Origin of the sequence: Luteimonas sp. MC1572 (assembly GCF_016615815.1) — a bacterium.
Taxonomy (GTDB): Bacteria; Pseudomonadota; Gammaproteobacteria; order Xanthomonadales; family Xanthomonadaceae; genus Luteimonas.
Genome location: NZ_CP067112.1, coordinates 1,762,828 through 1,789,544, shown reverse-complemented (window position 1 = coordinate 1,789,544; position 26,717 = coordinate 1,762,828). Strand labels below are relative to the sequence as shown.

Annotated in this window: 29 protein-coding genes; 21 read left to right on the top strand and 8 right to left on the bottom strand. The window is 71.1% G+C overall.

What is annotated here, in order from left to right; genetic code table 11:
- Nucleotides 1-30: 30 nt before the first annotated feature.
- The 4 genes from JGR64_RS08080 (at nucleotide 31) to JGR64_RS08065 (ending at nucleotide 2,564) form a co-directional block, all read left to right on the top strand.
- On the top strand, nucleotides 31-204 hold the full coding sequence (locus JGR64_RS08080) for a DUF1328 domain-containing protein (RefSeq protein ID WP_199372860.1): 174 nt from the start codon (nucleotides 31-33) through the stop codon (nucleotides 202-204).
- 96 nt (nucleotides 205-300) lie between these two features.
- Nucleotides 301-642: a zinc ribbon domain-containing protein YjdM gene (locus JGR64_RS08075; protein ID WP_199372859.1), complete on the top strand. Its 342-nt coding sequence runs from the start codon at nucleotides 301-303 to the stop codon at nucleotides 640-642.
- A gap of 7 nt (nucleotides 643-649) precedes the next feature.
- Nucleotides 650-1,927 carry a TIGR03862 family flavoprotein gene (locus tag JGR64_RS08070; RefSeq protein WP_199372858.1) on the top strand — a complete coding sequence of 426 codons (1,278 nt, stop codon included), beginning with the start codon at nucleotides 650-652 and terminating at the stop codon, nucleotides 1,925-1,927.
- A gap of 97 nt (nucleotides 1,928-2,024) precedes the next feature.
- Nucleotides 2,025-2,564: a hypothetical protein gene (locus tag JGR64_RS08065; RefSeq protein WP_199372857.1), complete on the top strand. Its 540-nt coding sequence runs from the start codon at nucleotides 2,025-2,027 to the stop codon at nucleotides 2,562-2,564.
- 114 nt (nucleotides 2,565-2,678) lie between these two features.
- On the opposite strand, the gene JGR64_RS08060 is transcribed toward JGR64_RS08065, so the two are convergent.
- The 3 genes from JGR64_RS08060 to JGR64_RS08050 all read right to left on the bottom strand — a co-directional run bounded on the left by JGR64_RS08060 (nucleotide 2,679) and on the right by JGR64_RS08050 (nucleotide 7,619).
- Nucleotides 2,679-2,879, bottom strand: coding sequence for a hypothetical protein (locus JGR64_RS08060; protein ID WP_199372856.1), 201 nt, complete (start codon nucleotides 2,877-2,879; stop codon nucleotides 2,679-2,681).
- Between the two features lie 223 nt (nucleotides 2,880-3,102).
- A complete protein-coding gene (locus JGR64_RS08055) occupies nucleotides 3,103-4,422 on the bottom strand; it encodes a mechanosensitive ion channel domain-containing protein (protein ID WP_199372855.1) in 1,320 nt (439 codons plus the stop codon).
- Nucleotides 4,423-4,508: 86 nt separating this feature from the next.
- Nucleotides 4,509-7,619 (bottom strand): ligand-binding sensor domain-containing diguanylate cyclase, encoded by a 3,111-nt coding sequence (locus tag JGR64_RS08050; protein ID WP_199372854.1) that lies wholly within the window; start codon nucleotides 7,617-7,619, stop codon nucleotides 4,509-4,511.
- Nucleotides 7,620-7,713: 94 nt separating this feature from the next.
- Between JGR64_RS08050 and JGR64_RS08045 the strand changes: the two genes are divergently transcribed.
- Together JGR64_RS08045 and JGR64_RS08040 are read left to right on the top strand one after the other, a co-directional pair.
- A complete protein-coding gene (locus tag JGR64_RS08045) occupies nucleotides 7,714-7,995 on the top strand; it encodes a hypothetical protein (protein ID WP_199372853.1) in 282 nt (93 codons plus the stop codon).
- A 76-nt stretch (nucleotides 7,996-8,071) separates the two neighbouring features.
- A complete protein-coding gene (locus JGR64_RS08040; RefSeq protein WP_199372852.1) occupies nucleotides 8,072-8,338 on the top strand; it encodes a DksA/TraR family C4-type zinc finger protein in 267 nt (88 codons plus the stop codon).
- Nucleotides 8,339-8,348: 10 nt separating this feature from the next.
- Here JGR64_RS08040 and JGR64_RS08035 read toward each other — a convergent pair whose 3' ends face one another.
- Nucleotides 8,349-9,635, bottom strand: coding sequence for a hypothetical protein (locus tag JGR64_RS08035; RefSeq protein WP_199372851.1), 1,287 nt, complete (start codon nucleotides 9,633-9,635; stop codon nucleotides 8,349-8,351).
- A gap of 239 nt (nucleotides 9,636-9,874) precedes the next feature.
- Here JGR64_RS08035 and JGR64_RS08030 point away from each other — a divergent pair, with 239 nt between their 5' ends.
- The 9 genes from JGR64_RS08030 (at nucleotide 9,875) to JGR64_RS07990 (ending at nucleotide 16,745) form a co-directional block, all read left to right on the top strand.
- Nucleotides 9,875-10,642 (top strand): transferase, encoded by a 768-nt coding sequence (locus tag JGR64_RS08030; RefSeq protein ID WP_199372850.1) that lies wholly within the window; start codon nucleotides 9,875-9,877, stop codon nucleotides 10,640-10,642.
- Entirely contained in the window at nucleotides 10,635-11,255 is a 621-nt protein-coding gene (locus JGR64_RS08025; protein ID WP_199372849.1) for a hypothetical protein, read from the top strand. The genes JGR64_RS08030 and JGR64_RS08025 overlap by 8 nt, the downstream gene beginning before the upstream one ends.
- Entirely contained in the window at nucleotides 11,256-11,852 is a 597-nt protein-coding gene (locus JGR64_RS08020) for a GNAT family N-acetyltransferase (RefSeq protein WP_343225139.1), read from the top strand.
- Complete coding sequence (locus tag JGR64_RS08015; RefSeq protein ID WP_199372847.1) at nucleotides 11,852-12,670, top strand: SAM-dependent methyltransferase; 819 nt, start codon at nucleotides 11,852-11,854, stop codon at nucleotides 12,668-12,670. Before JGR64_RS08020 ends, JGR64_RS08015 begins: the two co-directional genes overlap by 1 nt.
- A 12-nt stretch (nucleotides 12,671-12,682) precedes the next feature.
- A complete protein-coding gene (locus JGR64_RS08010) occupies nucleotides 12,683-12,961 on the top strand; it encodes a hypothetical protein (protein ID WP_199372846.1) in 279 nt (92 codons plus the stop codon).
- A gap of 26 nt (nucleotides 12,962-12,987) precedes the next feature.
- Nucleotides 12,988-14,838, top strand: a complete 1,851-nt coding sequence (locus JGR64_RS08005; protein ID WP_199372845.1) for a GGDEF domain-containing protein — start codon at nucleotides 12,988-12,990, stop codon at nucleotides 14,836-14,838.
- Nucleotides 14,839-14,866: 28 nt separating this feature from the next.
- Nucleotides 14,867-15,241 (top strand): DUF6164 family protein, encoded by a 375-nt coding sequence (locus JGR64_RS08000; RefSeq protein WP_199372844.1) that lies wholly within the window; start codon nucleotides 14,867-14,869, stop codon nucleotides 15,239-15,241.
- Between the two features lie 80 nt (nucleotides 15,242-15,321).
- Nucleotides 15,322-16,056 carry a hypothetical protein gene (locus JGR64_RS07995; protein WP_199372843.1) on the top strand — a complete coding sequence of 245 codons (735 nt, stop codon included), beginning with the start codon at nucleotides 15,322-15,324 and terminating at the stop codon, nucleotides 16,054-16,056.
- A 77-nt stretch (nucleotides 16,057-16,133) separates the two neighbouring features.
- Nucleotides 16,134-16,745 (top strand): hypothetical protein, encoded by a 612-nt coding sequence (locus tag JGR64_RS07990; RefSeq protein WP_199372842.1) that lies wholly within the window; start codon nucleotides 16,134-16,136, stop codon nucleotides 16,743-16,745.
- Nucleotides 16,746-16,752: 7 nt separating this feature from the next.
- Here the strand turns inward: JGR64_RS07990 and JGR64_RS07985 are convergent, their stop codons facing one another.
- On the bottom strand, nucleotides 16,753-17,934 hold the full coding sequence (locus JGR64_RS07985) for an NAD(P)/FAD-dependent oxidoreductase (RefSeq protein ID WP_199372841.1): 1,182 nt from the start codon (nucleotides 17,932-17,934) through the stop codon (nucleotides 16,753-16,755).
- 121 nt (nucleotides 17,935-18,055) lie between these two features.
- Here JGR64_RS07985 and JGR64_RS07980 point away from each other — a divergent pair, with 121 nt between their 5' ends.
- Both JGR64_RS07980 and JGR64_RS07975 read left to right on the top strand, forming a co-directional pair.
- Complete coding sequence (locus JGR64_RS07980) at nucleotides 18,056-18,793, top strand: sulfurtransferase (RefSeq protein ID WP_199372840.1); 738 nt, start codon at nucleotides 18,056-18,058, stop codon at nucleotides 18,791-18,793.
- Nucleotides 18,790-18,966 carry a hypothetical protein gene (locus JGR64_RS07975; protein WP_199372839.1) on the top strand — a complete coding sequence of 59 codons (177 nt, stop codon included), beginning with the start codon at nucleotides 18,790-18,792 and terminating at the stop codon, nucleotides 18,964-18,966. Before JGR64_RS07980 ends, JGR64_RS07975 begins: the two co-directional genes overlap by 4 nt.
- A gap of 61 nt (nucleotides 18,967-19,027) precedes the next feature.
- Here the strand turns inward: JGR64_RS07975 and JGR64_RS07970 are convergent, their stop codons facing one another.
- From JGR64_RS07970 to JGR64_RS07960, 3 genes are all read right to left on the bottom strand, one after another.
- Nucleotides 19,028-20,956 (bottom strand): DEAD/DEAH box helicase, encoded by a 1,929-nt coding sequence (locus tag JGR64_RS07970; protein WP_199372838.1) that lies wholly within the window; start codon nucleotides 20,954-20,956, stop codon nucleotides 19,028-19,030.
- 93 nt (nucleotides 20,957-21,049) lie between these two features.
- A complete protein-coding gene (gene asd / locus JGR64_RS07965) occupies nucleotides 21,050-21,895 on the bottom strand; it encodes an archaetidylserine decarboxylase (protein ID WP_199372837.1) in 846 nt (281 codons plus the stop codon).
- The gene (locus JGR64_RS07960) at nucleotides 21,892-22,542 is read right to left on the bottom strand and encodes an SCO family protein (protein WP_199372836.1); all 651 of its coding nucleotides are present in this window, start codon (nucleotides 22,540-22,542) and stop codon (nucleotides 21,892-21,894) included. The genes asd and JGR64_RS07960 overlap by 4 nt, the downstream gene beginning before the upstream one ends.
- Before the next feature lie 135 nt (nucleotides 22,543-22,677).
- Between JGR64_RS07960 and prmB the strand changes: the two genes are divergently transcribed.
- The 4 genes from prmB (at nucleotide 22,678) to JGR64_RS07940 (ending at nucleotide 26,686) form a co-directional block, all read left to right on the top strand.
- Entirely contained in the window at nucleotides 22,678-23,598 is a 921-nt protein-coding gene (prmB, locus tag JGR64_RS07955; RefSeq protein ID WP_199372835.1) for a 50S ribosomal protein L3 N(5)-glutamine methyltransferase, read from the top strand.
- Nucleotides 23,599-23,688: 90 nt separating this feature from the next.
- Nucleotides 23,689-24,534 (top strand): methyltransferase domain-containing protein, encoded by an 846-nt coding sequence (locus JGR64_RS07950; RefSeq protein ID WP_199372834.1) that lies wholly within the window; start codon nucleotides 23,689-23,691, stop codon nucleotides 24,532-24,534.
- A gap of 30 nt (nucleotides 24,535-24,564) precedes the next feature.
- Entirely contained in the window at nucleotides 24,565-25,680 is a 1,116-nt protein-coding gene (aroC, locus tag JGR64_RS07945) for a chorismate synthase (RefSeq protein WP_199372833.1), read from the top strand.
- Nucleotides 25,673-26,686 carry a D-glycerate dehydrogenase gene (locus JGR64_RS07940; protein WP_199372832.1) on the top strand — a complete coding sequence of 338 codons (1,014 nt, stop codon included), beginning with the start codon at nucleotides 25,673-25,675 and terminating at the stop codon, nucleotides 26,684-26,686. Before aroC ends, JGR64_RS07940 begins: the two co-directional genes overlap by 8 nt.
- Nucleotides 26,687-26,717 lie beyond the last annotated feature (31 nt).

Here is a 26,717-nt window from a genome sequence, read left to right as displayed (position 1 = left end):
TGCCGCATCCGCGGCGTGCAGGGAGTCGACATGATCAAGTGGGCCATCATCCTGGCCGTCATCGGCCTGATCGCCGGCGCGCTGGGATTCAGCGGTGTTGCCGGCGCCGCGATGGGCATCGCCAAGTTCCTGTTCTGGGCCGCGATCATCATTGCCGTGGTGCTGCTGGTCCTCGGCCTGACCGTGTTCAAAGCGGTCACCTGAGCGCCGCCCGCGCAGGCGAACCTGTGGCGTGCCAGGGCAGGGCACGGTGGGGCGGGCGGCTACAATGGGCGGCCCCGACGCATCATGGAGCGCCCCATGCCAGCCATCCCAGCCTGCCCGCAATGCGGCCTCGAGAACACCTATGCCGATGGCGCGCTGTGGACCTGCGCCGACTGCGGCCATGAGTGGGCCGCCGGCGACGCCGACGGCGGCGTGACCGCGCTGGTGGTGCGCGACAGCAACGGCAACGTGCTTGTTGCCGGCGACACGGTGGTGGTGATCAAGGACCTGAAGGTGAAAGGGTCGTCGATCCCGCTCAAGCAGGGTTCGGTGATCCGCAACATCCGCCTGGTCGAGGACGACGCCGAACATATCGAGGGCCACTCGGACAAGATCCGCGATCTGGTGCTCAAGACCTGTTTCCTGCGCAAGGCCTGACGGCGGCATGTGTCCGCAACCGGCAGCCGCGGACACGCCGGCAATCCGCCGCGTGGCCGTGGTGGGAGGCGGCCCCGCCGGACTGATGGCGGCGGAAGTGCTGCGCGCGGCGGGCGCGGACGTGGACGTGTTCGAGGCCAAGGGCTCGGTTGGCCGCAAGTTCCTGATCGCGGGCAAGGGCGGCCTGAACCTCACCCATTCCGATTCCCCCGCGGTGTTCGCCGGGCGCTATGGCGCACGCGCCGAAGAGGTCGCGCGCTGGCTCGCGACGTTCGATGCCGACGCGCTGCGCGAGTGGGCGCGCGGCCTCGGCGTGGAGACCTTCGTCGGATCGTCCGGACGCGTGTTCCCGGCCGACCTCAAGGCCGCGCCCCTGTTGCGCGGCTGGGTGCGGCGGCTGCGTACCCAGGGCGTGGCATTCCATGTCCAGCACCGCTGGTGCGGATGGGATGCGGACGGCGCGCTGCGCTTCGAAACGCCGGATGGCGCGCGCGCGATCAATGCGCACGCCGCGGTGCTGGCCCTTGGCGGCGGCAGTTGGCCGCAGCTCGGCTCCGACGGCGCCTGGCAGGACGTGCTGCGGGCGGCCGGCGTGGCGCTGGCGCCACTGCAGCCATCCAACTGCGGCTTCGACATCGCCTGGTCCGCGCATTTCAGCGACCGCCACGCCGGAGCGCCGCTGAAGCCGCTGGTCCTGCATTGGCTGGACCTGGACGGCACGCCGCGTGCGCTGCAGGGCGAAGCCGTGGTCTCGGCCCACGGCATCGAGGGCAGCGTGGTGTATGCCGCTTCGGCCACGCTGCGCGACCTTATCGCGCGCGATGGCCGTGCAACCGTCCACCTCGACCTGACGCCCGACCGCGACGAAGCACGGCTTCTGCAGGAACTGTCGCGCCCGCGCGGCAAGCGCAGCATCGGCGAACACCTGCGCCGCACGGTCGGCATCACCGGTGCCAAGGCCGGGCTGCTGCGCGAAGTGCTGGGCGCCGACGCCATGCACGACGCTGTCGTGCTGGCCGCGGCGATCAAGCGCCTGCCGCTCGTGTTGCGATCGGCGCGCCCGCTGGAGGAAGCGATCAGCAGTGCCGGCGGCGTGCGCCTGGAGGCGGTGGATGCGGCATTGATGCTGGATGCGCGCCCGGGCACGTTTGTCGCCGGCGAGATGCTCGACTGGGAGGCGCCGACCGGCGGCTACCTGCTGACAGCGTGTTTCGCGAGCGGGCTGCTCGCCGCACAGGGTGCGCTGCATTGGCTGGGGATGGGCGCCGCGGAGCCTGCTTCCTGATCACGCGACGGGGCCGGGCTTCATGGCATGGTGCCGGCGACGTCCGAGGCGCGCGCCGGTCACGCGGGTGCCGGGACCTACCGGAAGGCATCTCGCCATGAACAACCGATTCCTGCCGCTGCTCCTGGTGTTGGCGCTGCCCGCGGCCTGTGACCGCCCGGCGGTGCCGCCGGCTCCCCCGGAGGTGCCCGACGCGCCCGAGGCGCCACCGGCGCCGGTCGTCTCCGACGCGTCGGCGGGGTCCGCACCCGACGCCGCCGGTGCGGGCCGGGGCGGGTCGACCGTCACTGGCGCTGACGCGGACCAGGGCCTGCCGGACGCCTTCGTGGTTTCGACCAACGAGCCGTTCTGGAATGCGCGGGTCGAGTCGGGGCACGTCGTGCTCAACGGTCCGGATGTGTCCGACCGCCGCTTCACCGTGGCTGGCGAGGAGAATTCGTCCGACGCACGCGCAGTGCGCGCCCGCGACGACGCGGGGCGCACGATCGAAGTGCGCATCGCCGCAGGGCGCTGCGAGGATTCGATGTCGGGGGCGGTGTTTCCCTATCGCGGGTCGGTCGCGGTGGAAGGCGGCGCCGCGGCCAGCGGATGCGCGCGCCCCGCCGGCATGCCGGCGCCGGTCCCGAGCGGCCAGTAACGGCATCGTGGGGCCGGGGCCCGACCAGCTGTCGCTGTCTCTTCCGCGGGGCATCGGTGGACAGGTCCTGGAGCGTTTGTGATGTGCCGGCCGCTCCAGCGTCGTACGGACCGGTCAGGGCCGGCGTGGCTCGATCAGGATGCTGTCGCCCCAGCCCTCCGGGAACACGATGGCGACCGCGCTGCCGGTCGCGGTGGCATCGCCCAGCGCCACGGCGTGAGCGGCCATCATCGCCTTGAAGCGGCTGTTGAACGTTTCATCGAAGCTTGACCCGCGGACGTGGAAGCCTGCGTCTACCAGCGTGATCTCGACCAAGGTCCTGCTCCGGCGGAAGGGTGCCCCGGCCCAGCTTTACGACTTGCTCAAGGTCGCGGCCATTCCTCTGCTGAGCGGCATCCGTGACCGGTGCAAGGCCGTGCTGCCGGGGCAGCGGCAATCTTGCCGGTCCAGGCCCGGCCCGGCCGTCGGTGGGGACCTTGCACCTTTGTAGGATTCGACCCACCCACCGCCGGCAGACGGCTCGCGTGGGCGGCCGCGCTCAGGTCGTCGCCGGGCGCTCGTCGGTGATCAGGTCTTCGTCGGCGTGCGCGAGCTGCTCCGCGGCCACCTGTGCGTCGATGTCGCGATTGACTGAGGTGTCCGCCGGCAGGCTGGTCGAGCCGGCCACCGGCATCGCAGCATCCTGCGGAAGCGGGCCCACGTAATACACGGTGCGCGGGCCTTCGATGCCGGCCTCGGCCAGCGCGGTGCGCACCACGTGGAGCGCTTCGCTGCGCACCTTGCCCGGATCGGCCTCGCGCTGGTCGACCCAGGCGAAGAATCGCAACGTGAGGCCGGAGGCGTCGTAGCTGCTGACCGTCCACGACGGCGCCGGATCTTCCAGCACGCCCGGGACCACACAGAGTGCATCCATGGCCACCTGCTGGGCGGTGCGGATCGACTCGCTCCCGTCCAGCGGGATGGTGAAATCGATCCGCCGGCGCGGGTTGCGGGTGTAGTTGAGCACCACCGACTTGAACACCAGTGCGTTGGGCAGGGTGAGCCGGTTGCCGTCGAGCGTCACCAGGACCGTCGCCCGCGAGGTCAGCGCCGCGACCTTGCCCTCGTAGCTGTCGATGCGCAGCATGTCACCGGGTGCGAAGGGCCGCCGCAGGCTGAGGAGGATGCCGGCTACGTAGTTCTCCGCGATGTCCTTGAACGCGAAGCCCAGCACCAGGCCGACCACGCCAGCCGAGCCCAGCACCGCCCCGACCAGCGCCGAGGCGCCGAGCAGGTCCAGCGCCACCAGCAGCCCGGCGAGCAGGGTCAGCCACTGCGCGAGACGCTGCACGAGGCTGGCGAAATACGGATTGTCGCTCCGCCACTGGCGGCGGCCGAAGCGGGCACCCACCAGCTTGCCCAGCCACCACGACAGCATCACCACCGCGATCGCGACCACCAGCAGCGGCAGCGCCGCCACCAGCCGCATCAGCTTGTCGACCGCGAGCCGGGTGGCGGTGTCGAAGCGGTCGGACAGCCGCGTGCTGAGCGCAAGCTGGTTGTCGACGGCGGAGATCCCGTCCTGCTGCCCGGCCACCTGTTCGGCGAGCGTGCGGTCGCCGAGGTCGATCACATCGCCCTGCAGCCGCGCCACGCCGCCGCTGACGGTGACCGTGACGTCCTGCAGGCCGTCGACTTCGCGCAGGCGCTGCGCCAGGCGCCTGCTGGCGACAAGATCGGCACCGGCGCCTGGCGTGCCTGCGGTCGCGTCCGCCGGGGTCGCATCCTGAGTGCCGGCAGCGTGGCTCGGGGCGATGGTGAGAAGGAGCGCCAGCACCAGGCTGGCAAGCAATGAGGGGGGCGAGGGGCGGCCGTGCATGCCGCAATCCTCGCATGGCGCAGTGGCGACGGCGCATGCAGAGGCGCTGCGATTTCGGGCATGGCGCGGATCTGCGCCGGCCCGGGTCAGCGCGTGAATCCCGGCGCCACCGTGCCCGAGTGCAGCACCCGCGCGCAGTCCTCGCCGACGTCGGCGGGCGCGGCGCCCGCGAGCAGCGCCTGGACCCCGGTGCGGTCGGGGTGGGGCCCGGGCACCACGCCCACCCAGGCATCCTTGGTGCCGCGCTTGGCGGCATACAGGCAACGGTCGGCAAGGCCAACGCAGGCTTCCCAGTCGCCGACATCCGGGCACTCCGGCGCGAACGGCCACGGCGCGAAGCCGATCGAGCAGGTGAGCGGCAACACCAGCCCGGGTGCGACCCGGATCGGCTGGCCGGCGATCGCCTCGCGGATGCGCTCGGCAAGCTGGGCGGCATCGGCGACGCGGGTGAAGCGGGTGATCAGCAGGAACTCCTCGCCGCCCCAGCGCACCAGCAGGTCGTAGTCGCGGCTGAGCAGCCGCAGCCGGTCCGCGAAGTGCACCAGCACTTCGTCGCCGGCCTGGTGGCCATGGCGGTCGTTGACCTGCTTGAAGTCGTCGATGTCGATCATGAAGAACACCAGCCGCTCAAGCGGGCCGCCGGCCTGTTCGATCGCGGTACGCAGCGCACCAGCCTCGCGGCCAAGCCAGTCCTGCAGGTCGCGGCGGTTGGAGATGCGGGTCAGCGGGTCGCGGCGGGTGGCGATGTCGAGCTGGGCGTTGGTGGTGCTCAGGCGCAGGTTGGCCTCCTGCAGCTGCGCGGTGCGCTCGGCCACGGTGCGCTCAAGCAGCTCGACCTGGCGGCGCTCGCGACGCACCGCCGAGCCGGCGCGGCGCGCCACCAGGGCGGCCAGCAGCAGCGCCGCCAGCACGTAGCCGGCGTAGGCGAACGGGTGGCGCCACCAAGGCGGCGCCATGTGCAGGTCGAGGCGCCGCGTATCGCCATAGCGGCCATCACGCCCGGCCGCCTCGACCTCGAGCACGTAGTCGCCGGGCGGCAGGCGGCTCACCGAGAACTCGGCGCGTGGTGCGCGCGGATAGACCCAGGCCTCGTGCAGCCCGCGCATCCGGTAGCGCAGCTGCGCCACTTCGGCGGCGCCGAAGTCGATCGACGTCATGGCGATCGAGAAGACCCTGTCGCGCCACGCCAGCGACACGCTGTCCGCATACACGATGTCCGATTCCACCGGCCCGGATTCGTCGCCGTTGGATTCGCCAGGCGAGAGGCTCAGCGTGGTCAGCACCGCGCGCGCCGCCGGGCTCTGCAGGGGCAGCTTGTCGGGATCCAGCACGTCCAGGCCACGCGTGCCGCCGAAGTACAGCAGGCCGTCCTGGTCGCGGAACGCCGAGCCGCTGTTGTATTCGCGGTTCTGCAGGCCGTCGCGCGGGCCCAGCACCTGGATGGAATCTTCGCCCGGGGCGAGCACGGACAGCCCGTTGTTGGTGCTCAGCCACAGGCGCCCGACGCTGTCGCCGAGGATGGCGTAGACGACGTTGTTGCCCAGCCCGTCGCGGTCGCTGTAGTTGCGGATGGCGCCGCTGTCGCGGTCGATCCGGTACAGGCCATGGCTGTAGCTGCCCACCCACAGCGCCTGGTCGTCGGCTGTCAGCGACCAGAGCGAATGGTGCAGGCCGGTGTGTTCCGATGGCGCGGCGTCCGCGCCCGCGTCGAGCCGCCAGAGACCGGCGGCGTTGGTCGCGATCCACAGCGGGCCGTCGCGGTCACGCAGCAGCGCGGTGACCTGGCGGCCCGCCAATGGTGCGAGTGTCGGGTCCGCCACCAGCTTTCCGTTGCTGACGCGTGCCAGGCCACCGCGGGTCGCGACCCACACGGTGCCGCCCTCGACCAGCATGGCGTCGATGCGCGGGTCGGGCAGGCCGGGGATGCGCCTGGGCGCGCCGGTGCCCGGCCAGTGCCAGAGGCCGTCCTGGGTGCCGATCCACCAGCCGCGATCCTCCGCACGGGCGATGGCGCGCACCGACTGGCCTTCGAAACCGGCGACCTCCGTCCAGTCGCGGCCGGCCGTGCGTCGCTCCATGAGGCCGTTGTCGGTGCCGGCCAGCAAGTGCTCGCCGGCGCGCCAGAGTGCACGCATGCTGACGCTCGGCCAGCCTTCCATGCGCCCGGCGTCGGAACGGCCGAAGCGGATGACGTCCGACAGCGGACGTGCGAAGTACAGGCCCGACGTGTACGTGCCGATCCACAGCGCGCCGGACGCGCCTTCGTACAGGGTCACGACCGGATTGCCGAGGTCGCGATCGAGGTGCAGTGGGGCGGGCGTGGCGCCCGCGGCAGCCAGCCGCGTCACGGAGCCGTTGCCGAAGCCGGCCAGCACGCTGCCGTCGCGCCTGCGCAGCAGGGCGGTGAGCACGCTGGCATCGGGCTGCAGTTCGCTGATCGCGTACCTGCGCAGCAGGCGCCCGTCGGCGGCATCCACCAGAGCCAGGCCGCCGCGTTCACTGGCGACCCACGCACCCTCGGGTCCGGATTGCAGTGCGATGCAGGCGCTGCCGTTGTCGCCGCCGCGCCGTGGCAGGGCCGTCATCGCCTCGCGCGTGGCGTGCCACAGGCGGCAATCGCGGCCCAGCGCGAGCGCGCCGCCCTGCGGCAGCGGTGCCAGGCCGACGATCTCGCCGCCGCCCAGCTTGCGCACATGGCGCGGTGCGATGCCGACGTGGTCGAGTCCGCCCGCGGTCCCGATCCATGCACCGCCCTCGGGGTCGACTAGGATCGCTGTGGTGCGGTCGTCGGACAGCCCGTCGCCGCGGTCGAGGCGGATCCGTTCCCAGCTCGGAAGATGGATGATTTCAACGCCGGTGTCGTCGGTGCCAAGCCAGAGCCTGGTCGCGGCGCGATCGAAGGCGAGGGCGTCGATGCTGCTGCTGGCAAGGCCCAGGTCGTTTCCGCGTTCGCGCCGCCACGACTGGAAACGATGGCCGTCGAAGCGCGCCAGTCCGTCCTGCGTGGCGACCCACAGGAAGCCCTGGTCGTCGCCGGCAAGCGCATTCACAGTCGATTGCGGCAGGCCCTCGTCCGGGCCGAACGCTTCCAGGCGCTGCGGGGTGGACGTGTAGGCCGCCAGTGCGGGCCATGTGCACAGCAGCAACAGGAGGCCCGCGATGGCGTTCGTGCTCAGGCTGGTGGCTGGTCGCGGCATTCCCTGTGGGCATGCAAGATGCGTGCCACTGTGGCTGCCGCCACTGCGTCTTGCTTGACCGCGATCAAGGCCGGCGCCGCCTGCACGGCCGACGATGGCCGCATGGCGCGATGGGCGCCTGCGACTGGACAAGACCATGGAATACGAAATCGCGCTGCGCGGCCGGGTGGCCAACCTGGCGGCCGTCAACGAGGCACTGCGAGCCGCCGATCCAGCGGCACTGGCCGACCTGCACGCCAGCGGCTCGCCGCTGCGGGTCTCCACGTCCCTGGGCGTCGCCGAAGTGGCCGCCCTGGTGAGTTCCGCCGGCCTGGAAACGGCCGCGGCTGCCGTCGAGCAGCAGCCTTCGACCTGCTGCGGCGGCTGCGGCGGCTGACTGCCGCGGGGGGCTTGCGTTAAGGCACGCCGTCCCGATAACTCCCGGGACGGCAACCACGACGCGGGGCACGACCATGGCCACAGGCTGGGCTGGAGACGGAGCGGTGCAGGACCAGATCGATGCCACCGTGAAGGATGGCATCGAACGGGCGCGCAGCCGGTTGCCGCAGGGCCCGGGCCTGGCGCACTGCGAGGAGTGCGAGGCGGCCATCCCGGATGCGCGCCGGAAGGCCGTGCCCGGGGTGCGGCTGTGCGTGGCATGCCAGTCCGCGCACGACGAGGAAGACAGTGCGCAGGGTGGCTACAACCGCCGTGGCAGCAAGGACAGCCAGCTGCGCTGACGCAGCCGGATCAGTGGATCTGCTGCAGTACGAGGATCGTCGTCAGCACCGCCGCCAGGATCAGGTAGTCGCCGTCGTCGCCGCGGCGGCCGTAACGGCTGCGGTCGTAATAGCCATCTTCGTAGCCGCGTCGGAAGCCCTCGCGGAAGTAATAGCTGTACTCGTCCCGGTCGACATACCAGCCGTTGTACCCGTAGCTGGCATCCTCGTAGGCGTAGCTGTTGCGGTAGTCGGGCCGCCAGCCATCGTCGCTGTCCGCGCGTCCGGCGCGCCGGCCTTCGCGGTAGCCCAGGTCCACCGCCTGCTGCAGGAGGTCCGCAGCGTAGCGGCTTACCTGGTGGTACCGGCCATCGCGGTAGTAGCGGTGGCTGAGCGGCGCGCCGTACCACGCGTTGGTGTTGCGATACCCCTGTGCCTGCCACACGAGGTGCTGCTGCTGCAGGCGGCGGTGGTAGTCACGCATGTAGCGCTGCTGCTGGGCGCGCTGCTGCTGCACCAGGCGCTGCTCGTGGCGGCGCTCGATGGCGCGCAGTTGCGCCTGGTGGCGCGCGTAGTCGGCTTCACGGCGGCGCTGGTCCTGCATCCGCTGCTCGCGCAGCCCGGCCTGGCGGCCGTCGTCGCGGAAGCGATCCTCGCGGATGCGCTCGCGTGCCTGCGACGGCCCAGGATTGCTGGCTTGGCGTCGGTCGTCCCGCAGGCGTCGTTCGCTGTCGCGGACGCTTGCCTGCTCGCGCGCCGTGCGCGCGCGCGCTTCCGCCTGGATGCGCGCGCTGTCATCGCGTTGCCGCTGCAGGCGCTCCCGGGTCTGGCGCTGCACGTCATCGCCCCGTTGCCGGGCCTGGCGCCGCACGTCGTCGCCCCGTTCCCGGGCCTGGCGCTGCACGTCATCGCCCCGATTCCGATCCCGCAGCGCCGACCGGGATTCCGGCCGGGGTTGCTGCTCGCTACGCGGCTGACGCACTTGCGCCTCGCGGGGGCGCGACAGCTCCTCCATGCGCGGCCGGACCCTTGACCGGGGCTGCTGCTCCTGGCGTTGCCCGGCCAGCTCCCGAGGCTGTTGCTCCCGAGGCGGCCGGGCCTGTGGGCGGTCCTGCCGGCGTTGCCCCTGCCGCGCCTCTCGATGCTGCTCGTCGCGCTGGGTGCGCTGGTCGCGCTCGGTGCGCGTCGCGTCGTCTTCGTCACGCTGCTGGCGCGATTCGCCGCGCGGACCACGTTCCTGGGCATGGCCCGCGACCGGAGCGAGCAGGCTGGCCGCGAGGAGGATCGAAGCGACAAGGTGGAATCGGCGCAGGCTCATGGCAGGCTCGTCGGAAGTCGGTACATGCGCACTTCAAACGATGGCGGCTTAACCGGTTCTGAGAATTCCGAGGGTGGCGACGGGACGTTCAGCAGGCGGTGTACGTCGCATCGGTGCTGACTGGTGAACCACTGCTGCGCTAGGCTGCCCGCGTCTTCGCAGGTGGAACGTGCGTGCAGTTGGATGACGGCCGATTCGGGCAGCGGATTGCGACCTGGCTTGCCGGTCTGCGGCGCCGCGTGCGTCCACTTGACCCGACCGGGCTGCCGCTGCGTCCGGCCCGGCTGCGGCAGGTCGGCGATTACACCGCGCTGCAGTTCACCCGCGGCCAGACGCAGAGCCGGATGCTGGGGGGTTCCCCGGACCAGCTGCTGATCGACTACACCCGCACCATGCTTGCGGCGTTGCTGTGGCAACCGCGGCCGGGTTCGATCTGCATGGTCGGGCTGGGCGGCGGATCGCAGGCGAAGTTCATCCACCGGCACCTGCCGGAGGCGCGGCTGGAGGTCGTGGAGAACCATCCCGGCGTGATCGCGCTGCGCCGGGAGTTCCGCATTCCCGACGACGACGCCCGCCTGCAGGTCGTGCTGGATGACGGCGCGCGGTTCGTGGCGGCGCGCACCGCGCGCTACGACATGCTGCTGGTGGACGGCTATGACGCCGGCGGCATACCCGCGGCGCTGTCCACGCCGGCCTTCCACGATGCCTGCCGCGACGCGCTGCGCCCCGGCGGGGTGCTCGCCACCAACCTGTTCTGTGCCGATCCCGCGCCGCATGTCGAGCGGCTGCGACGCAGTTTCGGCGCGGGCAACGTGCTGGTGGTGGAGGAGGCGCGAATGAGCAACCTGGTCGTGTTCGCGTGGACCGGCGCGGCACCTGCCGGCGACGAGGCGAGCCTTGCGCGCGTGCGCGCGTCCCTGCCGGCCGCGGCGCAGGCGGCGCTGTCGGCGTCGTTCGAGCGCGTCGCGCACGCCCTTCGCCTGCGCAAGGGGCACGGCGATGCATGAGCGCGTGCCGCTGCCTCCGGGGCAACTCGACGCGCTTCGCGCCGCGTACGCCACTCCACCACGCGCTTATCACGGCTTTGACCACGTCGAAGCGGTGCTCGCGCGTTTCGACGAAGTGGCCGACGGCCCCGGCTGGCATCGCCCGCGCGAGGCCTGGTTGGCCGTCCTGTACCACGACGCGATCTACGAGGCCGGCCGCAGCGACAACGAGTCGCGCTCGGCCGTGCTCGCCATCGACGCGATCGCGCGCTGGATGGCGGATGCGGGCATCGATGGCGCTCGCGTCGCCAGGCTGATCGAACTCACCGCGCGCCACGGGCACCTCGCGCCCGCGGACCTCGGTGACGGAGACGATGCCGACGACGCCCGGCATTTCCTCGACTGCGACATGGCCGTCCTGGGCGCGGCGCCCGCGGACTTCGATGCCTACGACCGCGGGATTGCCGAGGAGTACCGGGGAAGGGTGCCCGGATGGATGTTTCGCCGCGGGCGCAGGAAGTTCCTGGAGTCGCTGCTCGCCAGCGAGCGCATCTTCCTGAGTGACTATTTCCATGCGCGCCTCGACGCGCAGGCACGCGCGAACCTGCAGCGCGTGCTGGCCGGGCGGCGCTGAGTGCGGCTTGCCGCGCCTGTGGTCGCTGGGACGCCGCTGCGGGTGCTGCAGGCACGGGATGAAGCGTTGTATTGCGCGCTGTATGGCGATCCTGAAGCGATGCGCCACGTCGGCGCGGTGCTCACCGTCGAGCGTGCGCGCGCGGCGTTTGCACGCGTCATGGACCAGCTCGCCGCGCGTCCGCCGCGAGTCGCGTACTGGCTGCTTCCGCGGCGCGTCGATGCCGGCGTCGACGTGCCGCCCGCGGGACTCCTGGCGCTGCAGGCCGGCCCGGACGCTGACGACCACGCCGAAGTTGGCGTCCTGCTGCCGCGCGACGCACAGGGGGCCGGCGTTGCCAGCGCCGGCATCGCCGCATTGGCGGACGTGGTGTTCACCTCCACCGCGCTGCCGGCGTTGTGGACGCGCCATGCGCGAGGCAACGCGGCGGCGGGTGCGCTGATGCGGCGCCTGGGGTTCCAGGTCGCAGTGCAGGACATTGCCGGAGAATGCCGCTGGCAGCTGACGCGGGCGCGCTGGGCGCAGCTGCGTGGGAACCCGGCGGTGCAGGCCGGACGGGCGACTGGTACGGGGCGCGGGATGCAGGAGACGTGGTGATGTCGAAACGGGGAAGCCTGGCCTGCGTCGGCATCGGGATGATGCTGGGCGCCCACATCGGCGCGCGCGCGCGCGCCACGATCGAGCGTGCGGACGTGGTGTTCATGGCGGTGTCCGATCCGCTGGTCGAACTCTGGCTGCAGGGCATGCACCGCGACGTGCGCAGCCTGCAGCCCTGCTACGGCGGTGGCCGTTCGCGGCGCCAGGCCTATGCGGAGATGGTCGCGCTGCTGCTGTCCGAAGTACGTGCCGGGCATCGCGTATGCGCCGCGTTCTACGGGCATCCGGGCGTGTTCGCCGTGGCGCCGCACCAGGCCATCGCCCAGGCACGTGCCGAGGGTTACGAGGCGCACATGGAGCCCGGCATCTCCGCCGAGGATTGCCTGTATGCCGATCTCGGGCTGGATCCTGGCGCGACCGGTTGCCAGCATTTCGAAGCCGGGCAGTTCCTGCAGTACCGGCGCCACGTGGACCGCGGCGCATTGCTGGTGCTCTGGCAGGTGGGCATGGCCGTTTCCGGCCCCGGAGGACGTCAACTCCCCATGGGCGCGTGGCAGCGCCTGCTCTTGCAGCGCCTGCTCCAGGACTACCCGGCGGACCATACCGTGACGCTTTACGAAGCTGCTACGCTCGCCATTGCACGGCCGCGCATCGAGGGGATGCGGCTGTCCGGCCTCGAGGGAGCGGGGCTGCGTCCGCAGACGACGCTGGTGCTGCCGCCTTGCGCGGCGCTGCAGCCCGATCGCGCGATTCTGGAAGAGATCGCCGCGAGCGAACCCGCCGAGTCACGTTGCGCCACCATCAAATCCACTGTGTGAGGGGACCCACCGATGTCGAATGCGATCCGTATCCTCGAGGCGCTGGGCGAGTGCCCGGTGGCCATGGCCGCCGATGAGCTTGCACGCGTGTCCACGTCGGGCCTCGGCCCCGCCGAGCGTGCCCTGCTGCTGTCCGGCGACGGCACGGGCCTGGCCGTCTTGCTTGGCGCCCCCGAGCACGTGATGATGCAGCTCTGGTCACCCCAGGAAGACACGCCGGCGCAGCCGCAGCGCGATCGTCCGGACGACGACGACAAGCGCGACCCCCCGGACGAGTCACCCGAAAGCTAACTCCCACATACGGGGTCGGCGCAACGATGCGCACGCAGTGGCTGATGGTCTGCCTGTTGGCGAGTCTCCTGTCGGGAGGGCTGGTGGCGAACGTCGCCCATGCCGCACCGGCGGCAACCTTCGATGCCCTGCTCGAACAGGCAGACACGCTCCGCAGCGCCAATCCGGCCAGGTTCCGCGAGCTCCTCGCCGGACTCAACGCCAATACGCCCGACGACCTGACCGTGGGGCAGGGCGAGCGCCTCGACTACCTCAACGCGTACGCGCTCGCGCTCGGCGGTCGCTACGAGGAGAGCATCGCCGCGGCGACCGCGCTGTTCGAGCGCGCGCAGGGTGCGAACATGAAGGTCCGCGCCGGCGCGCTCGTGGTCAATACGCGCGCCATCACCCGCGATTTCGCTGGCGGCCTGCGCATGCTCGGCAAGGTGCTGCCGTTCACACGCGACGACATCGACGAGGCCAATCGCGAGCACGTGTTCGGCGTGGCGGCGGTGATCCACAACCAGGCCGGGCAGTACCGGATCGGGCGCGAGTACGCCGAGCGCGTGCTGGCCATCACCGAGGCGCCGCGCGCCCGGTGCTTTGCGGGCCAGACCCGCCTGCAGGCGATGCAGGAGTTGAAACAGGTCCCTTCCGAGGACCGCGAGTTCAACCTGCTGATCGACGGGTGCGACGCAGAGCGCGAGCCGGTGGTGGCCAACCTGGTGCGCGCCATGCTTGCGCGCAAATGGGCGGGCGAGGGCAGCCGGTCGCGGGCGGTCGCGCTCCTCGAACGTCATCTCCCCGAGGTCGAGCGCACCGGCTACCCGCCGCTGCTCGGCGAGTTCCACTCGCTGCTGGCGGAGTACAAGCTGGCCGCCGGCGACCCCGCCGGGGCCGATGCCCACGCGCTGGCCACGATCGATCGCGGCGGTGGCGATTTCACCAAGCCGCTCGTCGCTGCATACCGCATCCGCTACCTCGTGGCCGAGGCCCGCAACGACCCCGTCCAGGCGCTGGCCCACCACCGCCTCTACGCCGAAGCAGACAAGGCGCAACTCGACGAAGTGAAGGCGCGCGAACTGGCCTATCAGATCGTCAGCCACGAGACGCTGCAGCAGACCCAGCAGATCGAGTTGCTCAACCGCCAGAACGAAGTGCTGCAGCTGCAGCAGCGCGTCCAGGAGCAGTCGGCGCAGAATTCACGCCTGCTGGTGCTGATGCTGCTGTTGCTGCTGGCCTCGATCGCGTTCTGGGCCTACAAGACCAAGCGCGTGCAGGTTTCGCTGCGGCGCCTGGCCGAAACCGATGCCCTGACCGGCATCAGCAACCGCCACCACTTCAACGAGCGCGCAGCGGCCACGCTGGCGCGCAGTGCGCGCATGGGCGAGGACGTCGCGCTGGTGATGTTCGACCTCGACCGGTTCAAGTCGATCAACGACCACTACGGGCATGGCGTCGGTGACTGGGTACTCCAGCGCGTGGTCGAGGCCTGCGCCACGTCGCGCCGCGACGTCGACTGGTTCGGGCGCCTGGGTGGCGAGGAGTTCGCGCTGCTGGTGGCCGGCGCGGACGGCGCCGAGGCGGTGCGTGTCGCAGACGAGTGCCGGCGCTGCATCGCTGCCATCGACAGCCGTGAAAGCGGGCACGCCTTCACCATCACCGCGAGCTTCGGCATCAGCACCACCGCGCTTTCCGGATACGACCTGACGCGCCTGCTGACCCACGCCGACCGCATGCTCTATCGCGCCAAGCGCGGCGGTCGCAACCGCGTCTGCCTGTACGAGATCCCCGTGCCCGCCGCGCTGCAGGTGGCCGACGCCCACCTGGCGCCAGCGCACCTGGACGCCCCCGTGTCGATGCGTGCCGGCGAGAGACGCCGCGTGACCGCGTTCTGAGACATCCGCGCCGGGTATCCTTGCGCCCATGGCCAAGCTGCTCCTCAACATGCGGATGGTGCCCGACGACGAAGCCGACGACGTGCGCGCGTTCCTCGAGGCGCACGCGATCGCGTTCCACGAAACACTGCCCAGCCGCTGGGGGATTTCGTACGGCGGCATCTGGGTCAGCGACGACGCCGACTTTCCGAAGGCGCGACGGCTCATGGACGAATACCAGGCGCGGCGCCAGGCGCAGGCGCGGGAAGCGCGCGCGCTGGAGCTTCGCGAAGGCCGTGCGGAGACGCTCCGCGACGTCGCACGCGCCGAGCCGCTGCGCGTGCTGGTGACCGCGATCGGCATCGTCCTGTTGCTCGCGCTGGTCGCCCTGCCGGTGATGTTGCTGTGGCGCGCCTGGACGTGAGCGGCAAGGCGTCCCGGCAGCCACATTGGCCGGATCGCGCCGCCCACCAGCGCCGGCGCCGTGCCCGCAAGGTGTTCTGGGTGGTCGTGGTCCTGCTGGTGGTGCTGCCGTGGCTCGGCTACCGCAGCGTGCGCGACTGGATCGGGCCGGGAGCCGCCGATCCACCGGCTGCGCCGGTGGCATCCGTGCCCTTCGCATCACCCGTTGCCGTCGCGCCGTTTCCGGCCCCGCCGCACGCGACGGCGGACGTCGCCGCTGCCGCCGAGCCGATCGCCACGATCGGTGGTGGCGCCGGACCCGGCAACGATGGCCAGGACGTGGCGAGGCGTGCCGACCTCGATGCCGGTTCGCACCGCGACGCGATCCTGGCCGACCGCGGCAGTGCGATCCGCCGCGAGGCCGCGCGGCGCGAGGTTGAAGCGATCCCCGGGGTGCGCGCGGCAGGCTGGGTGGATCGGATGAGCATGGTGGTGGTGACGTCCGGCGCCGGCATGAGCGGCTACCAGACGATTTCCGAGGCCTGTCGCCGGCTTGGCGCCCATGGTGATGTCACAGGCGTGGCGATCACCGTGCAGGACGTCGCGGCCGGCGGCGGCCGCCCGGCATCGCCACTCGCTGCCGAGTGTGCGGCCAACGTGCCGGGCGACGCGTTACTGCAGGCCGCCGGCGGCAGGGTGCTGCCGGGACGCGCCCTGCACCCGGCCGCCGTCGCGGACGCGACGGACGCGGCGGAGCTGGAACAGCGCCGCATCCGCCAGGCTGAAAGCCTGCGCATCCTCAGCGAAAGCACGCCCGCGCTGCCCGAGGCGCAATAGCGGCAGGTGCGCAACTAACGCGAGTCGAACGCCACGCGTTTATGATCGGGCGTCGCTTCCCGCTCCCTGGCATCTCCTTGAATCCACGACCCACGTTCGCCCTCGCGCTGATCGCGCTCGCCCTGGTCGCCTGCGGCGGCAGCGAAGCCCCCGTCACCACCGCCGGCCAGCCTCCCGCGACCAGCGCGCCGCCGCCCGTGCCGCGCGAAGCCCTCGAGCCCGACACCGCCAACGCCACCATCGAGCGCGCCGCGCCGCCCACCCTGCGGCCGTTGGCGCTGGGCAGGTTCGAGCCCGGCAACCCGGTGGCCGAGGCCATGACCGGCGTTGTCGAGATCGAGGACGGCCGCATCACCGGGGCCAATGGCGCGAGCTTCCTCACCGAACGCGTGGCGATCGTGCGCGGCGGCGACGAGTTCGCCGCCGGCCAGCGCTATGCGGACGTGATGATGATGGACGCCGGCCAGCCCGTGGAGCTGCGCCGGGTGATCGACGAATCCCGCCCGACCACGCGGCCGGACAACGCGTTCTGCGGCCGCAACGCGACCGGCTACCTTGCGCTGGCCAGCTACATCGAAGGCGACTACCGGCTGGTCAAGCTGCTGGCGCTGGAAGGCGGCGGCATCCCGGCCGCCACCGCCACCGATACGGCGCTGTGCGCCTCCACGTTCTACCTCGCCAAGCCCTGAGGCCGGGTCAGGCGACCTCGCCGGCTGCGTGTCCTGACGCCCACGCCCACTGGAAGTTGTAGCCGCCCAGCCAGCCGGTGACGTCGACCACCTCGCCGACGAAGAACAGGCCGGGCACGGTGCGCGACATCATTGTCGATGACGACAGTCCGTCGGTGTCCACGCCGCCCAAGGTGACCTCGGCGGTGCGGTAGCCCTCGGTGCCGCTGGCGACGATCGGCCAGTTCGCCAGCGTTGCCGCCAATGTGGCCAGTTCGCGATCGCTGTACTGGCGCAGTGGCCGGCTCTCCATCCAGTGCTCGCACAGCCGCTGCGCGAAGCGCCGCGGCAGGTGTTCGGACAGCAGCGTGCGCAGTTCGGTCGCAGGCCGCTCGGCGCGCGCGGTGCGCAGCAGGGCGGGTGCGTCGACTCCCGGCAGCAGGTCGATGGCCAGCGCCCCGCCGGGCTCCCAGTACGACGATACCTGCAGCATCGACGGCCCGCTGAGGCCGCGATGGGTAATCAGCATGGCATTGCGGAAGGCCTGTCCGCGGCTCGCCGCCTCGACCGGCAGCGAGAGGCCGCTCAGGCCATCGAGGCGTTCGGCGTGCACGCCACTGAGCGTCAGCGGCACCAGGCCGGCGCGCGTGGGCAACACCGCATGGCCGAACTGGCGCGCCAGCGTGTACCCGAAGCCGCTGCCGCCAAGGCTCGGGATCGACAGCGCGCCGCTGGCCACGACCAGCGACTGCGCGGTGATCCGGCCGCGATCGGTCTCGACCACGAAGCCGTCGCCCGCGCGCTGTACGGCATGCACGTCGCAGCCCACGTCCATCGCCACGCCGGCCTGCGCGCACTCGTCCAGCAACATCGCCACGATGAGCTTCGAGGACTCGTCGCAGAACAGCTGGCCGAGTTCCTTCTCGTGCCAGGCGATGCCATGGCGGTCGACCAGGGCGATGAAATCCGCCGGCGTGTAGCGCGCCAGCGCCGACTTGCAGAAGTGCGGGTTGGCCGAGAGAAAATTGGCCGGGGTGGTGCCGGTGTTGGTGAAATTGCAGCGCCCGCCGCCCGACATCAGGATCTTCTTGCCGACCTTGTTGGCGCGCTCGACCACGCGCACGCGGCGGCCGCGCTGGCCGGCAGTGGCCGCGCACATCAGGCCGGCGGCGCCGGCGCCGATCACCAGCACGTCGCAGGCGTCGCTCATGCCGCGCGCAGCCGGTGAGGGTGGATGGTGTGTCGGATCGCGTCGCCGTCGACGCTGGCGCGGTGGCCCGGGAAGCTGCTCATTGCGGCAAAGGATAGCTTGGCGAACGTAGAATGCCGCGATGTATACGAGCATTGCCGCCTATCACTTCGTTGCCATCGACGACCCTTGCGTGGTCGCCGACCGCGTGCGCGCGCGCGCGATTTCCGATGGCCTGCTCGGGACCGTGCTGGTCGCGGGCGAGGGCATCAACCTGTTCCTTGCCGGCGCCGGAGGCGCGGTCGATGCCTTCCTCGGCGCGCTTCGCGAGGACCCGCGTTTCGCCGCGCTGCACGCCAAGCGCAGCCACAGCGCGGACGCGCCGTTCGCGCGCCTGAAGGTCAAGGTGAAGCCGGAGATCATCAGTTTCCGCCGCGAGGATGCCTCGCCGCTGGATGGGCGCGCGCCCTCGGTCGCGCCGCACACGCTCGCGCGCTGGCTGGATGCGGGGTGCGACGACGCCGGTCGCCGCGTGGTGCTGCTCGATACGCGCAATCGCGAAGAGGTCGGCCACGGCAGCTTCAGAGGCGCGCTCGCGCTGCCGATCGACAACTTCACCGACCTGCCGCAGGCCCTGGATGCGCATCGCGATGCGCTCGCCGACGCCACCGTGGTCGGCTTCTGCACAGGCGGCATCCGCTGCGAGAAGGCGGTGCCGTGGATGCGCGCGAACGGTTTCGCGCATGCGGTGCAGCTGGAGGGCGGGATCCTGGGGTATTTCGACGAAGTCGGCGGCCACGGCTACGACGGCAACTGTTTCGTGTTCGACGCACGCATCGCGCTGGATCCTGCGCTGCGGCCCATGAAGGCCACCGCATGAGCTGGCTTGGCCTGATGGCCGTGATCATCGGCCTCTACCTGCTGTTCAAGGTGGTCGGCGTGGTGATGAAGATCGTGCTGTGGATCGTGGTGGTGGTGGCGGCGTACTGGTTCCTGGCGCCGCTGTTCGGCTGGCCGGAGCTGGCCGAAGTGATCCACGTCCTGGGCCCCTGAGCCGCCCGCCGACGCGCGGCAGGCCACGCGTCGCCGGGTGCGGGCAAACCGCCCGCCGAACTCAGCCTTCGCCGCGCGGCGGACCCTTGCGGTGCGGAGTGCGCGGCGGGAACGGCGGGCGCGGGCCGCGCGCGCCGGCAGGCCGCGGACGGTCACCCGGCGGACGCGGCGAGAACGGGCGCTTGCCCGGACGGCCTGCGTTGCCACCGGCGGAATCGGCGGGCTCGGCACGGCGGATCTTCAGCGGCTGCCCGCCCACGTACACCTTTTTCAGATGTTCCATCAGCTCGTGCGGCATGCCCTGCGGCAGGTCGACCAGGCTGTAGTCGTCGCGGATGTCGATGCGGCCGATGTAGCGGCTCTCGAGGTCGGCCTCGTTGGCGATCGCGCCGACGATGTTGCCCGGCTGCACGCCATGGCTGTGGCCCACCTCGATGCGGAAGGTCTCCATGCCGACGTCGGGCGCATCGCGCGGCGGGCGCGGTGCGCGGTCGAAAGAGGCCGCGCCGGGCTCGCCGCCGGCGGCGGAATGCGGGGCACGCTCATGACGAGGCGCCTGCTCGCGGCCACGCGGCGCGTAGCTGTCGTCGCGCGGCGGGCGCGGGCCCTGCGAACGCTCGTGTTGCGGGCGCTCGTACTGGGCGCGCTCGGGCGGGGCCACCAGCAGCAGCGGCGTGTCGCCCTGCACCATCTTGGCCAGCGCCGCGGCGATCTCCACCATCGGCACGTTGTGTTCGCTTTCGTAGCGTTCCACCAGGCCGCGGTACATCGCCAGGTCGGCGTCGGACTCCAGCGCCTCGCCGATGCGGCCGAGGAAACGCGCGACGCGCTGGTCGTTGACCATGGCCACGCTGGGCAGCTGCATCGGCTCGATCTTCTGCCGCGTGGCGCGCTCGATCGCGCCCAGCATGCCGCGCTCGCGCGGCGCCACGAACAGGATCGCCTCGCCGCTGCGCCCGGCCCGACCGGTGCGGCCGATGCGGTGCACGTAACTTTCGGTGTCGTAGGGAATGTCGTAGTTCAGCACGTGGCTGATGCGGTCGACGTCGAGCCCGCGCGCGGCGACGTCGGTCGCCACCAGGATGTCGATGCGCCCGTCCTTCAGCGACTGCACCATCTTCTCGCGCTGCTTCTGCTCCACGTCGCCGTGGATCGCGGCCGCGGACAGGCCGCGCGCCGCGAGCTTCTCGGCCAGTTCCTGGGTGCCGAGCTTGGTGCGCGCGAACACCAGCATGCCGTCGAAGGGTTCGGCTTCGAGGATGCGGGTGAGCGCATCGAGCTTGTTGGTGCCGCTGACCATCCAGTAGCGCTGGCGGATATTGGCCGCGGTGGTGGTGGTCGCCTTGATGGCGATCTCCACCGGGTCCTTCAGGTAGGTCTGCGCGATGCGCCGGATCTGCTGCGGCATGGTGGCCGAGAACAGCGCCACCTGGCGCGTCTCCGGGGTCTTCTTCAGCACGGCCTCGACGTCGTCGATGAAGCCCATGCGCAGCATCTCGTCGGCTTCGTCCAGCACCAGGCAGCGCAGCTCGGACAGGTCCAGCGATCCACGGTTGAGGTGGTCGATGACGCGGCCGGGCGTGCCGACGATCACCTGCACGCCGCGCTTCAGCGCCGACAGCTGCGGTGCATAGCCTTGGCCGCCGTAGATCGGCAGGACCTGGAAGCCGGGCAGGTGCGCGGCGTACTTCTGGAACGCCTCGGCCACCTGGATCGCCAGTTCGCGGGTCGGCGCCAGCACCAGGACCTGCGGCTTGCGCTGCGCGGGGTCGATGCGCGCCAGCGCGGGCAGCGCGAACGCGGCGGTCTTGCCGGTGCCGGTCTGCGCCTGGCCAAGCACGTCGCGGCCGGCCAGCAGCGGCGGGATGGTGGCCGCCTGGATGGGCGAGGGCGTCTCGTAGCCGACTGCGGTCAGTGCCTGCAGCAGCGAGCCGGGCAGGCCGAGGTCGGAGAATGTGGGGGTAGCGGGGGTAGCGGCGTCGGTGCTCATCAGTCGGCCTTGGGCGGGGCCGGGACGGCCTTGCAGGGGGCGCATTCTACGCGCCCTGCAGCGAGCCTGAGTAATGCCGTCGCGAAGGAGCCTTCAGTCGAGGCGCGTCGCCAGGCGCTCGCCAAGCCGCACGGGGCCTTCCGGAACCAGCCCGGGGGCGAGTTCCGCCACGCCCGGCGGCAGCAGCACGATCACCGTGGAGCCGTAGTTGAAGCGCGCCATTTCCTCGAACCGGCGCAACTCCACCGCCTTGCCGCCGTATTCCTTGCTGGTGACGGCGTGGCCATAGGCCGGGATCTCCTCGCCGCTCCAGACGGTCTCCACGCCCGACACCAGCAGCGCGCCGACCATCACCACCGCCATCGGCCCGAAGTCGGTGTCGAAGTGGCAGACCAGGCGCTCGTTGCGCGCGAACAGGCGCGGTACGTGCGCGACCGCGGCCGGGCCGACGCTGAACAACCGGCCGGGCACGTGCACGGTGCGCATCAGGCGCCCGCTCCAGGGCATGTGCACGCGGTGGTAGTCGCGCGGCGACAGGTACACGGTGGCGAACAGGCCGTCGCGGTAGGGCGCGGCCGCCACGGCATCGCCCAGCAGCTCGGCGGCGGTGAACGACTGCCCCTTGGCCTGGAAGATGCGGCCGCCCTCGATGGCGCCGCACTGGCTGATGCGGCCATCCGCCGGCATCACCAGCGCCGCCGGGTCGGGATCGGCCACGCGCACGCCCGGGCGCAGGGCCCGCGTAAAGAATGCGTTGAAGGTCGGGTAGGCGGCCGGGTCGGGCTGCGCCGCTTCATCCAGGTCGACCTTGAAGCGCTCGACCACGGTGTCGATCAGCCAGCGGCTGACGCGCGGGTGGTCGGAGTACGCCAGGCGGCGCGCCAACGACGACGCCAGGCGGTGGGGAAGCAGGTAGGTGAGCCGCGTGAAGAGGCTCATCGCGCCTGCGCGCCGGTCAGGGCGGCGAGGTCGGCGGCGATCGCGGCCGGGTCGAACGGCGGCTGCACCACGCCGGCCATGCGGCCTTCGGCGTCGAGCACGGCCATCGCAGCGGAGTGGTCGATGCTGTACTGGTCGGCCGGCGCGCCGTCGGCCACGGGCGCCTTCATGAACACCAGCGACAGCGACCGCGCGAACGCTTCCAGTGCGGGGATGTCGGCGGTCGCGGCCAGCGTGTCGCGATGGAAATGGTGCGCGTACTCGCCGATCCGGTCGGGCGTGTCGCGCTCCGGGTCCACCGACACGAACAGCACCCGCGGGCGCACGCCGTCCGGCAGCACTTCCCACTCGGCCTGCGCACGCGCCAGCTCCGCCAGGGTCGTGGGGCAGACATCCGGGCAATGGGTGAAGCCGAGGAACACCAGCGTCCAGTGGCCGTTGAGTTCGCCCGGTACCAGCTGCGTGCCGTCGGACTGCTGCAGCGCGAACGCCGGCAGCTCACGCGGCTGCGGGAACATGCGCACGGCCTGCAGCTCGGGGCCGGCGACCGGTTTGGGCGCGCCTGCAAACCAGAGCTGCGACGCGAGCAGGCCGAGACCGGCGGCAAGCGCGACGGCCAGCACGAGGAGGGTGGTGCGATTGAACATGGAGGACCGACACGGAAACCCGGGGGCCGCCATCATAGCCGGCCCTTGGCGGAGCATCCCGGGCCACGCCCGCGGGTGCCGCGGAAGCTTCGCCTATACTGCGAAACCGCGCCGAAAGCGCCGTGACCACGCACCATGACGACCCAACAGCTCCAGACCATCATCGACCTGATCCGCTATGGCGCCAGCCGCTTCAACGCGGCCGGGCTGACCTTTGGCCACAGCTACGACAACGCCCTCGACGAAGCCACGCACCTGACCCTGCATGCGCTGCACCTGCCGCACGATCTGAGCCCGGTGTATGGCCAGGCGCGGGTGACCGAAGCCGAGAAGGAAGACGTGCTGGAACTCTTCATCCGCCGGATCGAAGAGCGCACGCCGGTCGCGTACCTCACCGGCGAGGCCTGGTTCGCGGGGCTGAGCTTCAAGTCCGATCCGCGCGCACTGGTTCCGCGCTCGCCGATCGCCGAGCTGATCGAAGGCGGCTTCGAGCCCTGGCTGGGTGGCCGCGATGTCCACCGCGCCCTGGACCTGTGCACCGGCTCCGGTTGCATCGCGCTGGCGATGGCGCACTACAACCCCGAGTGGCACGTCGACGGCGTGGACCTGAGCGACGACGCGCTGGCGCTGGCCGCCGAAAACGAGAAGCGCCTGCTGGTGCGCAACGCGCGCTTGCTGAAGTCGGATCTGTTCTCGGCCCTGCAGGGCGAACACTACGACCTGATCGTCAGCAACCCGCCGTACGTGACCAACGCCGAGACCGATGCCCTGCCACGCGAGTACGCGCACGAGCCCGAGCTCGGCCTGCGTGCCGGCGATGACGGCCTGGACCTGGTGCTGCGCATCCTGCGCGACGCGCCGCTGCACCTCACCGACGACGGCGTACTGGTCTGCGAGGTCGGCGAAGCCGAGCACGCCCTCGCCGCGCTGCTGCCCGAGCTGCCGCTGATGTGGGTGGAGTTCAAGGTGGGGCAGATGGGCGTGTTCGTGGTCGAGCGCCACGACCTGGTCACCCACAATGCGCGGATCCGCGTGCTGGCCGATGCGCGTGGTTAAGATGCTCCAGCAACCCGGTTGAACCTGCGTCGCCAGCGCGTGGGGACGATCTTGCCGACGACCTGGGCCAAAACGGAGCGAGCGACGCCAATGAGCCGCAACGAAGTCATCCTCTCGATGGTGGACAGGCGCGGCAATGGCCTGGAGATCGGCCCGTCACACAGTCCGGTCGCGCCAAAGCGCGACGGGTTCAATGTCCAGGTGGTCGACCACGCCGACCGTGCCGGCCTGGTCGAGAAATACCGGGCGCATGGCGTCGACCTCGACAGGATCGAAGAGGTCGACTTCGTCTGGAATGGCACCAGTTACCTCGAGCTGACCGGCAAGCCGAACCACTACGACTGGATCATCGCGTCGCACGTCATCGAACACGTGCCTGACATGGTGGGCTTCATCAGGGGCTGCGATTCGGTGCTGCGCCATGGTGGCGTGCTCGCGCTGGCGGTACCGGACAAGCGTTATTGCTTCGACCGCTTCCGTTCGATCACCGGCATCCACAGCCTGGTCGATGCGCACCTGGAGGGCAGGCGGAACCATTCCCCCGGACGGGTCGCCGACTATTTCCTCAACGTGGTGACGCTGTCGGGCGTGATCGGATGGGCGCCCGAACACGCGCGCAACCGGTCGATGGCGGATGTCAGCTTCGTGCACGGCCTGCAAGACGCAAAATCAGGCATGCAGGCGGTCGTGGAAGCGGATGCCTACCTGGATATCCATGCCTGGTGTTTCACCCCGAGTTCGTTCCGGCTGCTGGTCGAGGACCTCTACCAGTTGGGCTTGAGTCCGCTGCGCGAAGCGCGGTTCCAGGGCACCGGCGGCAGCGAATTCTTCGTCGCGCTGTCGCGCGAGGGCACGGGGCCGGGCATCGACCGCTTCGCGCTGCTGCACGCGATCGACGAGGAACTGGCCGACGTCAGGCTGGCGCTCGCCGGTTGAAGTCCCACCAACGCTGAGGCGCGAGGTTCCATGGCTGGCAATTCGTTTGGCGCACTGTTCCGCGTCACCACCTTTGGCGAGTCGCACGGGCCGGCGATCGGCTGCGTGGTCGACGGCTGCCCGCCCGGGATCGCGCTGGCGGCGGATGATTTCGCCGTCGACCTCGCGCGCCGTGCCACCGGGCGCACGCGTCATACCTCGGCGCGGCGCGAAGACGACGCGGTCGAGGTGCTGTCCGGCGTGTACGAGGGCGTCACCACCGGCACCCCGGTCGCATTGCTGGTGCGCAATACCGATGCGCGCAGCAAGGACTACGAACGCATCGCGACGCAGTTCCGGCCGGGGCACGCCGACTACACCTACTGGCAGAAGTACGGCATCCGCGATCCGCGCGGCGGCGGGCGTTCGTCGGCGCGCGAAACCACCATGCGCGTCGCCGCCGCGGTGATCGCGAAGAAGTGGCTCGCGGCTCGCCACGGCGTGCGCGTGCGCGGTTTTCTTGCACAGATCGGCGAGGTGGTGCCGCGTGGCCACGACTGGAGCGCGGTCGACGCCAACCCCTTCTCCTGGCCCGATGCCTCGCAGGTCGGCGAGCTCGAGGCGTACATGGACGCGTTGCGCAAGTCGGGCGACTCGGTCGGCGCGCGCGTCACCGTGGTCGCCGAGGGCGTGCCGCCGGGGTGGGGCGAGCCGGTGTACGGAAAGCTCGACGCCGAACTCGCCGCGGCGATGATGTCGATCAACGCCGCCAAGGGCGTCGAGGTCGGCGCGGGCTTCGCCAGCATCGTCCAACCCGGCAGCGTGCATCGCGACGTGATGACGCCGGAGGGCTTCCTGTCCAACCACGCCGGCGGCATCCTCGGCGGCATCAGCACCGGCCAGGACGTGGTGGTCTCGGTGGCGTTCAAGCCGACCTCGAGCCTGCGCCTGCCGGTGCAGGGCGTCGATGTCGACGGCAATTCGGTCGAGGTGGTGACCACCGGCCGCCACGACCCCTGCGTCGGCATCCGCGCCGCGCCGATCTGCGAGGCGATGCTGGCGCTGGTGCTGATGGACCAGGCCCTGCGCCACCGCGCGCAGTGCGGCGACGTCGGCGCGGTGTCACCGCGCATTCCTGCCAGGGTGCCCGGCGACGGCCATGGCTGAGCGGCGCCCGAAGGTCTGGGTCTCGCAGCCGCTGTTCGACGACATCGTGGCGCAGCTGGACGCGTGGTTCGACGTTACCCGGGTGCCGGAGATCAGCGACCACGCACCTTCGGCCATCGCGGCGGCGCTCGGTGCAGTGGATGGCGCGCTGGTCACGCTCAATGACCGCATCGGCGAGGCCGAGGTCGCGGGGGCGACGCGCCTGCGGGCAGTTGCCAGCGTCGGCGTCGGCTACGACAACCTGGATGTCGACGCGCTGCGTGCCCGCGGCATCGTCGCCACCAATACCCCGGGCGTGCTCACCGAAACGACCGCCGATTTCGGCTTCGCGCTGATGATGGCCGCGGCGCGACGCATCACCGAGGCCGAGCACTGGCTGCGCGCCGGCCAGTGGCAGGGGTGGGGATTCCACAAGCTGCTCGGCGCCGAGATCCACGGCACCACGCTGGGCATCCTCGGGATGGGCCGGATCGGGCAGGGCATCGCCCGGCGCGCGCGCGGCTTCGGCATGCGCGTGCTCTACCACAACCGCAGCCGCTTGCCGGGCGACGTCGAGCGTGACTGCGCCGCGACATATGTCGACCGCGACACGCTGCTGGCGCGCTCCGATCACCTCGTGCTGGTGTTGCCGTACTCGGCCGCCAGCCACCACGTCATCGATGCGGACGCGCTGGCCCGCATGAAACCCGGCGCCACGCTCACCAACATCGCCCGCGGCGGACTGATCGACGAGGACGCGCTGGCGGACGCGCTCGGCGCGGGCCGGCTGGCCGCCGCGGGGCTGGATGTGTTCGAGGGCGAGCCGGCGGTCAACCCGAGACTGCTGGCCTGCCGCAACGTGGTGCTGACTCCGCACGTCGCCAGCGCCAGCCTGGCCACGCGGCGCGCGATGGTGGCCCTGGCAGTCGAGAACCTGGTTGCCGCGCTGGGCCGGGGGCCCGACGCGGGCCGGCCGCCGACGCCGATCGCGCCACCACCGGACGCAGGCCGCCACCGACTGCGATAATCCCCGGCCCCGCGGCCCGGTCGCGGGACAC

Coding starts and splice junctions, on each gene's coding strand:
- JGR64_RS08080 (WP_199372860.1), top strand. CDS start 31: ATGATCAAGTGGGCCATCATCCTGGCCGTCATCGGCCTGATCGCCGGC.
- JGR64_RS08075 (WP_199372859.1), top strand. CDS start 301: ATGCCAGCCATCCCAGCCTGCCCGCAATGCGGCCTCGAGAACACCTAT.
- JGR64_RS08070 (WP_199372858.1), top strand. CDS start 650: ATGTGTCCGCAACCGGCAGCCGCGGACACGCCGGCAATCCGCCGCGTG.
- JGR64_RS08065 (WP_199372857.1), top strand. CDS start 2,025: ATGAACAACCGATTCCTGCCGCTGCTCCTGGTGTTGGCGCTGCCCGCG.
- JGR64_RS08055 (WP_199372855.1), bottom strand. CDS start 4,422: ATGCACGGCCGCCCCTCGCCCCCCTCATTGCTTGCCAGCCTGGTGCTG.
- JGR64_RS08050 (WP_199372854.1), bottom strand. CDS start 7,619: ATGCCGCGACCAGCCACCAGCCTGAGCACGAACGCCATCGCGGGCCTC.
- JGR64_RS08045 (WP_199372853.1), top strand. CDS start 7,714: ATGGCCGCATGGCGCGATGGGCGCCTGCGACTGGACAAGACCATGGAA.
- JGR64_RS08040 (WP_199372852.1), top strand. CDS start 8,072: ATGGCCACAGGCTGGGCTGGAGACGGAGCGGTGCAGGACCAGATCGAT.
- JGR64_RS08035 (WP_199372851.1), bottom strand. CDS start 9,635: ATGAGCCTGCGCCGATTCCACCTTGTCGCTTCGATCCTCCTCGCGGCC.
- JGR64_RS08025 (WP_199372849.1), top strand. CDS start 10,635: ATGCATGAGCGCGTGCCGCTGCCTCCGGGGCAACTCGACGCGCTTCGC.
- JGR64_RS08015 (WP_199372847.1), top strand. CDS start 11,852: ATGTCGAAACGGGGAAGCCTGGCCTGCGTCGGCATCGGGATGATGCTG.
- JGR64_RS08010 (WP_199372846.1), top strand. CDS start 12,683: ATGTCGAATGCGATCCGTATCCTCGAGGCGCTGGGCGAGTGCCCGGTG.
- JGR64_RS08005 (WP_199372845.1), top strand. CDS start 12,988: ATGCGCACGCAGTGGCTGATGGTCTGCCTGTTGGCGAGTCTCCTGTCG.
- JGR64_RS08000 (WP_199372844.1), top strand. CDS start 14,867: ATGGCCAAGCTGCTCCTCAACATGCGGATGGTGCCCGACGACGAAGCC.
- JGR64_RS07985 (WP_199372841.1), bottom strand. CDS start 17,934: ATGAGCGACGCCTGCGACGTGCTGGTGATCGGCGCCGGCGCCGCCGGC.
- JGR64_RS07980 (WP_199372840.1), top strand. CDS start 18,056: ATGTATACGAGCATTGCCGCCTATCACTTCGTTGCCATCGACGACCCT.
- JGR64_RS07975 (WP_199372839.1), top strand. CDS start 18,790: ATGAGCTGGCTTGGCCTGATGGCCGTGATCATCGGCCTCTACCTGCTG.
- JGR64_RS07970 (WP_199372838.1), bottom strand. CDS start 20,956: ATGAGCACCGACGCCGCTACCCCCGCTACCCCCACATTCTCCGACCTC.
- asd (WP_199372837.1), bottom strand. CDS start 21,895: ATGAGCCTCTTCACGCGGCTCACCTACCTGCTTCCCCACCGCCTGGCG.
- JGR64_RS07960 (WP_199372836.1), bottom strand. CDS start 22,542: ATGTTCAATCGCACCACCCTCCTCGTGCTGGCCGTCGCGCTTGCCGCC.
- prmB (WP_199372835.1), top strand. CDS start 22,678: ATGACGACCCAACAGCTCCAGACCATCATCGACCTGATCCGCTATGGC.
- JGR64_RS07950 (WP_199372834.1), top strand. CDS start 23,689: ATGAGCCGCAACGAAGTCATCCTCTCGATGGTGGACAGGCGCGGCAAT.
- aroC (WP_199372833.1), top strand. CDS start 24,565: ATGGCTGGCAATTCGTTTGGCGCACTGTTCCGCGTCACCACCTTTGGC.
- JGR64_RS07940 (WP_199372832.1), top strand. CDS start 25,673: ATGGCTGAGCGGCGCCCGAAGGTCTGGGTCTCGCAGCCGCTGTTCGAC.